Source organism: Stappia sp. WLB 29 (assembly GCF_023507705.1).
Classification (GTDB): domain Bacteria; phylum Pseudomonadota; class Alphaproteobacteria; order Rhizobiales; family Stappiaceae; genus Stappia.
Genome location: NZ_JALBGD010000001.1, coordinates 696,931 through 710,063, shown reverse-complemented (window position 1 = coordinate 710,063; position 13,133 = coordinate 696,931). Strand labels below are relative to the sequence as shown.

Sequence of the window (13,133 nt, the reverse complement as noted above, 5' to 3'; positions counted from 1 at the left end):
CACCTCTGGTTCCCGGCTCTCCGACTTCGCCTGCGGCCGGGGTTGATGACGGCCTGAGTGAGAGGGGCCGCCTCGCGCTCCTCCGCTGCTCCGCGCGGGCGCTTGGGATGGGTACGGGCTTTCCTCCCCCTCGGTCGTCACACCGGGCAAGCGTTAGCGCGACCCGGTGCCCATTGGCTGCCAGAGCGGCGGCGAAGACACACTGTGGATTTGCTTCGCCCACACGGCCCTCTCGCCCACCCGCCAAAACTGTCCGGATCTGTCGCGGCGCCCGGCCTTGCGACAGACCGTTACAGCTTGCCCGTTGCCGGTGTCCCGCGCCTCTGGCACGCCTTGGCGCAGAGGAGGCAGACCAGTTCGGAGAGCATCATGCTTCGCGTCCTGAAAACCCACGGAACCACTTTCACCATCATCCTTTTCGCCGTCTCCGCCGTGTCCGGCGTCGCCCTGTTCTTCCACTGGGGCTCCGCCGCCTTCCACGGCATGCACGAATGGCTGTCGATGCTGCTGCTCGCGCCCGTCGCCGTGCATCTTTGGCGCAACTGGCCCGGCTTTTCCGGCTACCTGAAGCGCCGCCAGCTTTTCGTTCCCGCCGTCCTCGGTCTTGCCGCCGCATTGGCCTTCGCCGTCCCGGCGTTGACCGCCACCAGCGGCGGCAACCCGATGCGTGCCGCCCTGTCGGCAATCGAGAACGGCACCGTCGCCGAGGTCGCCCCGCTCTTCGAGCTGACGCCGCAGGCATTGGCGCAGCGTCTTGCGGCCAAGGGCTACCAGGTGGCGCCGGACGGCGACCTGGCTTCCGCCTCGCTCGCCGAGATCGCCAGCACCTCCGGCAAGCCCGCCGGTCCGGGCCTCGTCGCCGATGTGGCCTTTGCGGAAGATGCTAAGCCCTGACAGGGGGCGCGGGGACAAGTTTTGCAAAGCCCGGGGATAGCTCGCCGAGGCGAGGGGCTGGCGGAGGTAGATATCCTCGCCGGGGAGCGGTTCGGTCCGCTCGGCCGATTTTGCGGGCGAGTCTCGATTTTCGCCGATTTCGAGACGGGATTTTGCAAAATCCGTCTCGAAATTTCGCAAGATTCCGCAAAAACGAAAACGGCGCCCGGATATCCCCGGGCGCCGTCGTCATCTCATGGACGGTAGATCAGAAGAAGCTGCGGCGCTGCCACCAGCCGGACCGCTTCGGGCCGTCCGGATCGGTCTCTTCGGTGCTGCCGTCCTTGGAGACGGTCTCGCGCACCACGACGGGCTCGCTCGGAGCTGCCGGCTTGGCCGGGGCCTCGGGCGCGCTCATCGCCTCAGCGACAGCCTCCGCCGGCTCGTCCTCTGGCGCGGTTTCGCTCGTCTCTTCAGCAGGTTCGGCAACGGCCGCGACCGGCTCGGTCGGCTCTTGCGCCGGCGCTTCGGCCTCAGCAGCCGGCACCTCGGGGGCCGCGCCCGCCGCGTCGTCGGCCTGTGCCTCGGCAACCGGCTCCGCAGGCGCTTCGGCAGGCGTCTCGATGGCGGCTTCGGGCGAGGTGTCCTCCGCGCTCGTCGCCTCGTCGGCGGACGCTGCCGTCGCCGGTTCGCTCACGCTGTCCCCGGTCTCGGCCTCGCCGGCACCGTCGTTGTCGTCGGAGCCCTGCACAACCGCGTCGCCATTCTCGTTCTCGCCGTTCTCGCCCTCGCCCTCGCGGCGGCTGCGGCGACCGCCCCGGCGGCCGCGGCGGCGCTTGCGGCGCGAGCGCTCGTCGTCGTCGCCTTCTTCCTGGCGGCCGGCGGCACTGGCTTCGCCCTCGCTGTCGCCGTCGTCGTCGCCGTCATCGGCGTCTGCATCGGCCTGGCGGGTCTGCTGCTGGTCGTCGTCGGAGCCCGGACGCCGCCGGCGGCGGCGGCGGCGGCGCTTGCGCCCGCCATTCTCGTCGTCGCCCTCGTCGCGGTCGCGGGCGGAGGAGCCGCGCGGGGTCTCCTCCTCGTCCTCTTCGACCTCGATCTCGGCTTCGTCGATTTCTTCGGCCTCTTCCACCGACATTGGCATCACGGTGGAGGGCTGGATCATGCGCGGGGCCGCGTCCGGCCGCGCCTCGATCGGCTCGCCGCGCTCCAGCACATAGTGCTGGCCGCTGTCCATGTGGCCGGCCTGCACCGTCACCTCGAGGCCGAAGCGGGCCTCAAGGTCGGCCAGGTGGCCGCGCTTCTGGTTCAGGATGTAGAGCGCCGCCTCGGTCGTCGTGCGGACGATCAGATTGTGGGTCGCGCCCTTCAGCAGGTGGTCCTCAAGCGAGCGCAGCACATGCAGCGCCACCGATTCCACCGAACGGATCATGCCCGTGCCGTGGCAATGCGGGCAGGGGGTCATGGAGCTTTCCAGGACGCCGGTGCGAATGCGCTGGCGCGACATCTCCAGAAGGCCGAAATGCGAGATGCGGCCGACCTGGATGCGGGCCCGGTCGTTCTTCAGGCAGTCCTTCAGCTTGCGCTCGACGGCCCGATTGTTCTTGTTCTCCTCCATGTCGATGAAGTCGATCACGATCAGGCCGGCCAGGTCGCGCAGCCTCAGCTGGCGTGCCACTTCCTCCGCCGCCTCCAGGTTGGTCTGGACGGCGGTGTCCTCGATATTGTGTTCGCGCGTCGACTTGCCGGAGTTGACGTCGATGGCGACCAGCGCCTCGGTCTGGTTGATGACGATGTAGCCGCCCGACTTCAGCGTCACCTGCGGCGAGAACATGGCATCGAGCTGGCTCTCGACCATGAAGCGCGAGAAGACCGGCGTCGCGTCCTTGTAGGGCTGGACGTTCTTGGCATGGCTCGGCATGAGCATGCGCATGAAGTCCTTGGCTTCGCGGTAACCTTCGTCGCCGGCCACCAGGACCTGGTCGATGTCCTTGTTGTAGAGGTCGCGGATCGAGCGCTTGATCAGCGAGCCCTCCTCGTAGACGAGGTAGGGCGCCGACGACTGCAGCGTCAGGTCGCGCACATTCTCCCAAAGCCGCATCAGGTATTCGAAATCGCGCTTGATCTCGGCCTTGGTACGGCTGGCGCCGGCGGTGCGCAGGATCACGCCCATGCCCTGCGGCACTTCCAGCTCGGAGGCGATCTTCTTCAGGCGCTTGCGGTCGGTCGGGGTGGTGATCTTGCGCGAGATGCCGCCGCCGCGGGCGGTGTTCGGCATCAAGACCGAATAGCGGCCGGCCAGCGACAGGTAGGTGGTCAGCGCAGCGCCCTTGTTGCCGCGCTCTTCCTTGACGACCTGCACCAGCAGCACCTGCCGGCGCTTGATCACTTCCTGGATCTTGTACTGCTTGCGGTGCTTGCGGGCGCGCTGGGGGAGCTCCTCCAGCGCGTCTTCCGCGCCGACCGACTCGACGTCGTCTTCGCCGTTCTCGCCTTCCTCGGAAGCGACGGCGTCGCCGTTCTCCTGCTCGGCGGGCTTGGCGGCCTTGCTCTTGCGGCGCGAGGGGCGCTCGTCTTCGTCGGCGCGGGCGGCCTCCGCCTCCTCTTCCTCGATGAGCGCCTGACGGTCGGCCATCGGAATCTGGTAGTAGTCGGGATGGATCTCGCCGAAGGCCAGGAAGCCGTGACGGTTTCCGCCATAGTCGACGAAGGCGGCCTGCAGCGACGGCTCGACGCGCGTCACCTTGGCCAGGTAGATGTTGCCGCGAAGCTGCTTGCGGTTCGCGGCCTCGAAATCAAATTCCTCGACCCTGTTTCCGCGCACCACGACGACCCGGGTCTCCTCCGGGTGCGCGGCATCGATAAGCATCTTGTTTGCCATTGATGGGTGTCTCCACGACCGTCGCGCCCGGGCGGCTTGTCACGCTCGTCCGGATCCGCGCGAGGGCGGTCGTTCTGTTCTGCGGTGTGATGAAAGACGAAGGGGTGCTGCACCGCGCGGCGATCCGTCCGGACCCGGCGACGCCGGTGACGGCGGCCTCGTGTCCGTTGTGGATCGTCTTCGCGCATTGGTTCATTGCAGCGCCCAGTAAGCCATGTTGCGGCGGCCACTGCCTTGCGGCGGGCCGGATGTGTCAGTCCTGCCGACTTGCGTTCCGGGCGCTGAGGCGGCCTCGGTGGCAAATCGGGACGGGGCTCCGGCCAGCCTTGCCGCCATCGTACGCCGGATGCGCTGAGCGCAGCCGGACGCTTCATGCGCCTCGATCCGCGGCGAGCTTCCCGCGGCGCCGAAGGGGCGGCCGGGGGGCGCTACGGAGCGCCGGTCGGGACGCACGCGTCCGGGGTGCGGGGCGTCGTCGATGCGCGGCGTGCCATTGCAGGCTCGAGGCATCGATGACGTGCGGCACCATCGACCGGGTCCCGGTGTTCGGCTTTTGCCACGCAGACCGGGAACGCACGAATTCGATGGCCACCCTGCCGGGCGCCGCTGCCAAGTGATGTTCGCTGTCTACGAAAGCACAGTTGGCTTGACCGGACGCCGCCAGATGGCACCAGAGAGACCCAGGCTGAATCAGATTCAAATCCCGGACCCGTCGCATTTCTTTTACGGTCGCGAAAGGCATATGGCAAGTACGCTTGCAGGCAGGTGTCGACCTTTGCGTGCATCTGCGCAGCTGCGCCTCGCATTTGCGGGTGACGCGTCGTATCGTCAATGAAAGGTTAACTTGCGACGCGCTACATCTTGCTGCAGTAACCGGCGGGGCGGGCAGGGACCGGCGAGAGGCATATAGAGTGACGATCTTCGCACGCAAGACATGGCTGCTGGCGCTTGCTGCCGGCCTGGCGCTGCCGGCGGGGCCTGTCGCGGCCGAGACGGCCACCTTGCAGGCTGCAGCCACGCAATCCGTCGTCACGCCGAACGCCGGTGCGCCGGCCGTGGCGCGCGAAGCGCGTGTTGCCGGCGACGAAAAGCGCACCCGCTTCATCATGGACCTGTCGGCGCCGGTCGAATTCGCCGTATCGACCCTGTCCGATCCCTATCGCGTCGTCATCGATCTGCCGCAGGTGAGCTTCGACCTGCCGTCGACGGCAGGGCAGGACGGGCGCGGGCTGATCACCGCCTGGCGCTTCGGCATGTTCGCGGCCGGCAAGTCCCGCATCGTGCTCGACGCTTCCGGTCCGGTCGCGGTCGACAAGTCCTTCGTGCTGCCGCCGGTCTCCGACCAGCCGGCGCGGCTGGTGCTGGACCTTGTCGGCACCAGCCGCGAAACTTTCCTCGAGACCGCACAGGCGCCGGCGCCGCTGGTCGCGCGCAAGGGCGACAAGCTCACGGCCGTGCGCCGCCGCGACAAGCCGCTGATCGTGCTCGACCCCGGTCACGGCGGCATCGACACGGGAGCCCGCGGCACGTCCGGCACGCTGGAAAAGGCGGTGGTGCTCGATTTCACCCGGATGCTGCGCGACAAGCTGGTGGCGAGCGGGCGCTACGAAGTGCACATGACGCGCGACGACGACGTCTTCATCCCGCTGCGCGAGCGGGTGCACATCGCCCGCGAGATGGAGGCCGACCTGCTGCTGTCGGTCCATGCCGACTCGGTGCGAATCGGCCGCGACCAGGTACGCGGCGCCGGCGTCTACACCTTGTCGGAGACGGCCAGCGACGAAATTGCCGCGGCTCTTGCCGAACGCGAGAACCGCTCGGACGTGATCGCCGGCATCGACCTTGCCAACGAGCCCGACGACGTCACCGACATCCTGATCGATCTGGCGCGGCAGGAGACCAAGAAATTCTCCTTTCTGTTCGCCCGCACGCTGGTGAACGAGCTGCGCGGAACGGCGCAGCTGGTCAAAAATCCGCAGAGATCCGCCGGTTTCCGCGTGTTGACGGCGCATGACGTTCCGTCCGCCCTGGTCGAGCTCGGCTATCTGTCGAACCGTCTCGACGAGAAGCTGATGACCACCGACGAATGGCGCGGGCGCATGTCGCAGGCTCTCGTTTCCGCTATCGACGGCTATTTCGGCCGGCGCTTCGGCGACGGCGCGATGCAGATGTCGCGCACCACGGCGGGCCACGCAGCGGCCGAGCCGGAGGAACAGGTCGAGTAGACAAGCGGTCCCGCCTCAGCATCGCCATATTGGTCGAGGATGGAGGGGGTGTTGCGGGGCGTGATCCCGGGCGGTTCGCCGCAATGCGGAACGAGGGGACGTCAAGGCCCGAATCCGCTATTGCGAGGGGACGCAAACAGGGGCATGACGGCGGGGCAGCCTCCCGCACCAGGCATGTTGCCGGACCGGACGGCAAACTGCTCGGGACGCGCGTCGAAGCGATGCGTGCCGGCCTGACCTGCGACGCAAGATCGAGATTACCGGGATAGACGAGCCGGATATATGAAGTTCCTGATCAAACTCTTCGGCTACCTGTTCGGCATCGGCGCCGTGCTGGGGCTGCTCGTGGCCGCGGGCGTCTGGCTGTTCCTCCAGGACATGTCCGAGGACCTGCCGGACTACACCGCGCTGAAGAACTACGAGCCGCCGGTGATGACCCGCGTGCACGCGGCCGATGGCCAGCTGATGGCGGAGTACGCCAAGGAGCGGCGGCTGTTCCTGCCGATCCAGGCGGTCCCGGACCTGCTGAAGCAGGCCTATATCTCTGCCGAGGACAAGAACTTCTACTCGCATCTGGGCATCGATCCGGAGGGCATCGCCCGTGCCGCGGTCGCCTATGTGCGCAATTACGGGTCCGGCCGCCGTCCGCAAGGCGCGTCGACGATCACCCAGCAGGTGGCGAAGAACTTCCTACTGACCAACGAGGTGTCGATGGAGCGCAAGGTCAAGGAGGCGATCCTGGCCCTGCGCATCGAGCAGGCCTACACCAAGGACGAGATCCTCGAGCTGTATCTCAACGAGATCTATCTCGGTGTCGGCGCCTATGGCGTCGCCGCGGCCTCGCTGCTGTATTTCGACAAGTCGGTGCACGAACTGACCCTGGAAGAGGTGGCCTATCTCGCCGCGCTGCCCAAGGGGCCGAACAACTACCATCCGTTCCGCGAGCGCGAGGCGGCCATCGAGCGCCGCAACTGGGTGATCGATCGCATGATCGAGAACGGCTATGTCGATAGCCTGGCGGGCGAGGAAGCCAAGGCCAAGCCGCTGTCGGTCAAGCTGCGCTCGCGCGGCACGCACCTGTTCGCTTCCGAATATTTCTCCGAGGAAGTGCGGCGCGAGATCGCGTCCATGTATGGCGAGGCGCGCCTCTACGAAGGCGGCCTGTCGGTGCGCTCGACCCTCGATCCCAAGCTGCAGGCAATGGCGCGCAAGGCGCTGATGGACGGGCTGGTCGCCTTCGACCAGCGCCGCGGCGGCTGGCGCGGTCCGGTGCAGAAGATCGAGCCGGGTGCGGCCGACTGGGGCGTCGAGCTCGCCAAGATCGAAGGCATGCCGGATGTGCCGGAATGGCGTCTGGCCGTGGTGCTCTCGGTCTCGGCGGACGGTGCCGAAGTCGGCCTGCAGCCGACGCGCGAGAGCAACGGACAGCTGTCGACAGAGCGTGAGCGCGTGACCCTGCCGCTGGCCGGCATGAAGTGGGCCCGCGTCAGCGGCCGCTCGCCGACCGATGCCGGCGACGTGCTGTCGCCGGGCGACGTCGTCTATGTCGAGAAGGGCGAGGGCGATACGGCCTACGAGTTGCGCCAGTTCCCGAGCGTCTCCGGCGCGTTGGTGGCGATGGACCCCTATACGGGCCGCGTGCTGGCGATGGTCGGCGGCTTCTCCTTCTCCCAGAGCGAGTTCAACCGCGCGACGCAGGCCTATCGCCAGCCGGGCTCGGCCTTCAAGCCGTTTCTCTATGCTGCCGCGCTCGACAACGGCTACACGCCGTCGAGCGTGATCATGGACGCGCCGTTCGAGATCGCCCAGGGACCGGGCCTGCCGATGTGGCGGCCGCAGAACTATGGCGGCAAGTATTACGGTCCCTCGACCCTGCGCGTCGGCATCGAGCTGTCGCGTAACGTGATGACCGTGCGCCTTGCCCAGGACATGGGCATGCCGCTGGTCGCCGAATATGCCAAGCGCTTCGGCATCTACGATGCGATGACGCCGGTCCTGTCCATGTCGCTGGGCGCGGGCGAGACCACGGTCATGCGCATGGTCACCGCCTATGCGATGATCGCCAATGGCGGGCGCCAGGTGCACCCGACGCTGATCGACCGCATCCAGGACCGCTACGGCAAGACCGTCTACCGGCACGAGGAGCGGATCTGCGAGACCTGCGCCACCGATCACTGGGCCGATCAGAGCGAGCCCGAGCTCGTCGACAATCGCGAGCAGGTTCTCGACCCGATGACCGCCTACCAGATCACCTCGATGATGGAAGGCGTGGTCCAGCGCGGCACCGCCACCAGCGTCAAGGTTCTCGGCCGTCCGGTCGCCGGCAAGACCGGCACGACCAACGAAGAGAAGGACGCCTGGTTCGTCGGCTTCACGCCGGACCTGACGGTGGGCGTGTTCGTCGGCTACGACACGCCGAAGCCGATGGGCCGCGGTGCGACGGGCGGCCAGGTGGCGGCGCCGATCTTCATCGACTTCATGCAGGCCGCGCTGAAGGATGCGCCGCCGGTGGAGTTCCGCGTGCCCAAGGGGCTGCAGCTGATCCCGATCAACCGGCAGACGGGCCTGCGCGCGGGCGCCGGTACGCCGGGCACGATCCTGGAGGGCTTCAAGCCGGGCACTGCGCCGCCGGACGAGTATTCGATCATCGGGTTCCAGGACGAAATCGGCATTCCGCGCACGGTCTCGCCGGAGGCGGGTCAGGCCGTGATGAGCGGCACCGGCGGCCTGTACTGATCTGACAGCGCGCGCTTCGGCACTGCCGGATGTGCGGGCCCGAAAACTTCGGCGCCGCGGCAGGGGAGACCCGGCTGCGGCGTTTGCGATTGGCGGGCCGATCAACTATGGTCCGCGACCGAAACGGACATGCCGCCGAGCCTTCGGCCTTCGCGGCGTCCATCTTTTCGCACTGCAACCCCCAACTGGCGAGAAAGGACAGCGATGCGCGCTGAAACCGAGGCCGTGGTCGACGAAATCAAGCAGGCCATAAGCCTGCTGAGGAGGCATCTTTGACTGGGACAACGCGATTGTCCGTCTGGATGAACTGAATGCCGCTTCCGAGGATCCGACCCTTTGGGACGATCCCGCGAAGGCGCAGAAACTGATGCGCGAACGCCAGCAGCTCGACGACGGGCTGACGGGCGTGCGCAAGCTGGAAGCCGACCTTGCCGACAATCTCGAGTTGATCGAGCTCGGCGAGATGGAAGGCGACAAGGACGTGGTCGCCGAGGCGGAGGCGGCGCTGAAGGCGCTGCGCACCGAGGTCAACAAGCGCCAGATCGCCTCGCTCCTGTCGGGCGAGGCCGACGGCAACGACTGCTATGTCGAGATCAATTCCGGCGCCGGCGGCACCGAGAGCCAGGACTGGGCGAGCATGCTGCTGCGTATGTACACCCGCTGGGCGGAGCAGCACGGCAACAAGGTCGAGATACTCGAGATCCATGATGGCGAGGAGGCCGGCATCAAGTCGGTGACCCTCAAGATCAAGGGCGAGAACGCCTATGGCTGGCTGAAGACGGAATCGGGCGTGCACCGGCTGGTGCGCATCTCGCCCTATGACAGCCAGGCACGCCGGCACACCAGCTTCGCCTCCGTGTGGGTCTATCCGGTCATCGACGACTCGATCGAGATCGAGGTGAACGAGAGCGACTGCCGCATCGACACCTATCGCGCCTCGGGCGCGGGCGGACAGCACGTCAACACGACCGACTCGGCGGTGCGCATCACCCACCAGCCGACCGGCATCGTGGTGCAGTGCCAGTCCGAGCGCTCGCAGCACAAGAACCGGGCGACCGCTTGGGCGATGCTGAAAGCGCGGCTCTACGAACTGGAGCTGCAGAAGCGCGAGGAGAAGGCGAATGCCGAGGCCGCATCGAAGACCTCGATCGGCTGGGGCCACCAGATCCGCTCCTACGTGCTGCAGCCCTACCAGCTGGTGAAAGACCTGCGCACGGGCGTCGAGAGCACCAACCCGACCGGTGTGCTGGGCGGCGATCTCGACGAGTTCATGGAAGCCACGCTGGCGCAGCGCGCCTTCGGCGGCGCCCCGGACGCCGTCGAGGACGTCGACTGACGTCTTCGTCCATCCCCGCATACAAAAACGAAAACGGCGCCCCTCGGGGCGCCGTTTGTCGTTTGCGATGAAGCCGATCTGTTCAATCGTCCAGCAGCGTTGCGATCTTCTCGCCGGCGCGCAGGAAGCGGGCCGGGTTGAGCGGCCGGTCGTCCATGCGGACCTCGTAGTGCAGGTGCGGGCCGGTGGAACGGCCGGTGGAGCCGACGGCGCCGAGAGGATCGCCGGCGGCGACCTCGTCGCCTTCGCTCACCGAGACGCGGCTCATATGGGCAAAGCGCGTGACGACGCCGCTGGGATGCAGGATCTCGACCGACCTGCCGTAGCCGCCGTTGCGCCCCGAGAAGATCACCTTGCCGGGAGCCGGTGCGCGGATGGTGACGCCGGCGGTGGCGCGGAAGTCGAGGCCCGTATGCATGGCCATGCGCCCGAGGAACGGGTCGACGCGCGGGCCGAAGGAGGAAGACAGCTCTGCGCCGGGAACCGGCGAGGCGAGCGGGATGCCGCGGGCGGCGTCCTTGAGCTGGGAGAGGGCGAGCAGGGCCTTCTCGGCGCGCTCGATGCGGGTGTCGAAGTCGGACCCGGCGAGCGGGACGAACGGGCCGCCCTGGCCGGAGGAGAGGTCCATCTTGATGCCGGCGAGCTGCAGGCCGAGTTCGTCCGCCGTGTCGGCGATGGCGGCAGCATCGCGCTCGGCGGTGACGGCGATCACGTCGAGCGCGGCATGGGCTTCGCTGTCCATGCGGGCGAGCGCGGCGTTGACGTTCTCGATCAGCTCGACGCGTTGGTCGGGGGCAGCGCCGGTGACCGGACCGTCCGCTGCAGGAGCCGCCGCCGCCGGTGCGTCCGGCGCAAGGTCGCGCAGCGGCTTGCCGGGAGCGGCGGCCCCCTGGCGGGCGGCGGCTTCGGCAGCGGCGTTGTAGTCGGCCTTGGTGCCGCGCAGGCTGAGGACGGGCGAGATATCGATCGGTTCGGGCGTGCCGCCGATGCCGGTCGGGGCATCGAGCGAGCCGAGCGCGACGACCGGTGAGGCCGGTTTGGCCGCCGGCACGGGGCCGCCGACCGCGACGCGGATGCCGTTCTCGGCCGCCTTGGCCAACAGGCCGGAGACCCGCGCCTGGCGGGTGTCGAGGTCGCGCTGGCGCTCGACGACGTCGGCGAGTTGCTCCTCGATGCTGCGACGCTCGAGCACGCGGCGGCTGGTCAGTTGGTCGATGCGCGAGCGCAGCGAGGCGATGCGGTCTTCGTAGGACAGCTGCATCTGCGCCTGGCGTTCGGCGGAAGACTGGATGATGTCGTCGCGCAGGACGAGATAGGCGGTCGCACCGATGTAGCCGACCGCGAGCATGATGCCGACCGCAGTCGCCATGCCGGCCATGAGCGGGGAGATGGTGAAGCTGCGGACATTGTCGCCGCGGGCGATGATCACCCGGTGCGGTTCCTTCCGCTTGCCGAAATCCCTGCGGCCGTTTCCTGCGTGTCCTGTCATTCGTCTGTGGACCCGTTCCCGGCGGTGCCGGACACATACGCGGCACCTTCTTTGGATCCGATCATGCTGCGTTAAGGTTAACAAAAGCTAAGGAACTGTCTGAATTCGAGAATCCGATCAGCCGATCAGGCGGGCGAGAGGCCGGTAAAAACCCGGAGTGAGTCCCGCCTCGGAGCGCGCCCTGTCGTTGAACGGCGGTTTCAGTCCGCCCTTGAAATGACGCCGCACGAGATCCTGGAACCGGCGTTCGGGATCGCAGCGCTCCTTGTCGCACAGATAGCGGAACCACTTGGCGCCGAAGGCGACGTGGCGCTTCTCGTCGCGATAGATGATCTCCAGGATCGCCGCGGTCTCCGGATCGCCGCGCTGGCGTGCCTTCTCGATCATCGGCGGGGTGATGTCGAGGCCGCGCGCCTCCAGCACCAGGGGGATGACGGCGAGGCGGCCTGCGAGGTCGTCGCCCGTGCTTTCGGCCGCCTCCCACAGCCCGTGATGGGCGGGCAGGGCGCCGTAATGCGAATCGAGCTCTTCCAGCCGCCGGCGCAGCAGCGAGAAATGCTTGGCCTCCTCCAGCCCGACGCGCACCCAGTCGTCGAAGAAGGAGCGGGGCAACGGGCGGTCGGCGAAGCGCCCGACCATGTCCCAAGTCAGGTCGACGGCGTTCAGCTCGATATGGGCGATGGAATGCAGCAGGGCGATGCGGCCCGACGTGCCGCCGACGGCGCGCTTGGGCATGTCGCGCGGCGGCAGCAGGACGGGAGCGTCCGGCCGGCCGGGCTGGTCCGGCATGCGCTCGCTGCCCGTGCGCCGGCGCAGCGACAGCGTGCGGCCGAACCAGGCGCGGGCGGTGGCGTGGGCCACGTTGGTCTTTTCGTCGAGCGAACGGGAGGCGACGACGCGCCGGGCGCCGCAGGCGAGCGAGGCAGGGGCGTACTCGGCCGTCTCGGCCTTGCTCGGTGAGACGCGGGGCAGGGAACCATGAGGCCGAACCGTGCCGTCTGGTGAGCCACTGTGTTGGGAAACGTTGTCTTGGGAAACGTTGTTTGGGGGAACTTGCATGCGATCTCCGCTGGCACCGGGAGAGGCGCCGGAGCGATCCGGCGCCTGCGGCGCTTGCCCGGCTTAGCCGCCGGCGGCGCGGACGGACTCCAGCACGGCTTCCGCGTGGCCAGGCACCTTGACCTTGTGCCACGTCTCGACGATCTTGCCGGCCTCGTCAATGAGGAAGGTCGAGCGCTCCACCCCCATGTATTTTTTGCCATACATGGACTTCTCGACCCACACGCCCCAGGCGGTCGCGACCGCCGAATCCGGGTCGGCGGCAAGGATCACCGAAAGATCGTGCTTGGCCTTGAACTTGTCGTGCTTGGCTGCCGTATCCGGCGAGATGCCGACGATAACGGCGCCCGCCGCCTCGAACTCCGAGGCGAGCGCGGTGAAGGCGATCGCCTCCTTGGTGCAGCCCGGCGTGTCGTCCTTGGGATAGAAGTAGAGCACCACCTTGCGCCCCCGCAGATCGGACAGGCGCAGCGTGTCGCCGCCGTCCCGCTCGAGCTCGAAATCGGGGGCGGTGCTTCCGGCTGAGATTTCCGACAT

8 protein-coding genes are annotated in these 13,133 nt (G+C 67.7%); 4 read left to right on the top strand and 4 right to left on the bottom strand.

The window, feature by feature from the left end; translation table 11 throughout:
- Positions 1–369: 369 nt before the first annotated feature.
- Positions 370–894, top strand: a complete 525-nt coding sequence (locus MNI96_RS03250; protein ID WP_249690312.1) for a DUF4405 domain-containing protein — start codon at positions 370–372, stop codon at positions 892–894.
- A 247-nt stretch (positions 895–1,141) separates the two neighbouring features.
- Here MNI96_RS03250 and MNI96_RS03245 read toward each other — a convergent pair whose 3' ends face one another.
- Positions 1,142–3,751 (bottom strand): Rne/Rng family ribonuclease, encoded by a 2,610-nt coding sequence (locus MNI96_RS03245; RefSeq protein ID WP_249690311.1) that lies wholly within the window; start codon positions 3,749–3,751, stop codon positions 1,142–1,144.
- Between the two features lie 911 nt (positions 3,752–4,662).
- On the opposite strand from MNI96_RS03245, the gene MNI96_RS03240 reads away from it, so the two are divergent.
- The 3 genes from MNI96_RS03240 (at position 4,663) to prfB (ending at position 10,048) form a co-directional block, all read left to right on the top strand.
- Positions 4,663–5,976, top strand: coding sequence for an N-acetylmuramoyl-L-alanine amidase (locus MNI96_RS03240; protein WP_249690310.1), 1,314 nt, complete (start codon positions 4,663–4,665; stop codon positions 5,974–5,976).
- 282 nt (positions 5,977–6,258) lie between these two features.
- A complete protein-coding gene (locus tag MNI96_RS03235; RefSeq protein ID WP_249690309.1) occupies positions 6,259–8,712 on the top strand; it encodes a penicillin-binding protein 1A in 2,454 nt (817 codons plus the stop codon).
- A 204-nt stretch (positions 8,713–8,916) separates the two neighbouring features.
- A protein-coding gene (gene prfB, locus MNI96_RS03230; protein ID WP_249690308.1) for a peptide chain release factor 2 occupies positions 8,917–10,048 on the top strand; the annotation gives its coding sequence in 2 pieces (ribosomal slippage) (positions 8,917–8,985 and positions 8,987–10,048; 1,131 coding nt in all).
- A gap of 82 nt (positions 10,049–10,130) precedes the next feature.
- On the opposite strand, the gene MNI96_RS03225 is transcribed toward prfB, so the two are convergent.
- The 3 genes from MNI96_RS03225 to MNI96_RS03215 all read right to left on the bottom strand — a co-directional run bounded on the left by MNI96_RS03225 (position 10,131) and on the right by MNI96_RS03215 (position 13,133).
- Positions 10,131–11,537: a peptidoglycan DD-metalloendopeptidase family protein gene (locus tag MNI96_RS03225; protein ID WP_249690307.1), complete on the bottom strand. Its 1,407-nt coding sequence runs from the start codon at positions 11,535–11,537 to the stop codon at positions 10,131–10,133.
- Between the two features lie 117 nt (positions 11,538–11,654).
- Positions 11,655–12,509 carry a ferritin-like domain-containing protein gene (locus MNI96_RS03220; protein WP_249690413.1) on the bottom strand — a complete coding sequence of 285 codons (855 nt, stop codon included), beginning with the start codon at positions 12,507–12,509 and terminating at the stop codon, positions 11,655–11,657.
- 150 nt (positions 12,510–12,659) lie between these two features.
- Positions 12,660–13,133, bottom strand: coding sequence for a peroxiredoxin (locus tag MNI96_RS03215; protein WP_249690306.1), 474 nt, complete (start codon positions 13,131–13,133; stop codon positions 12,660–12,662).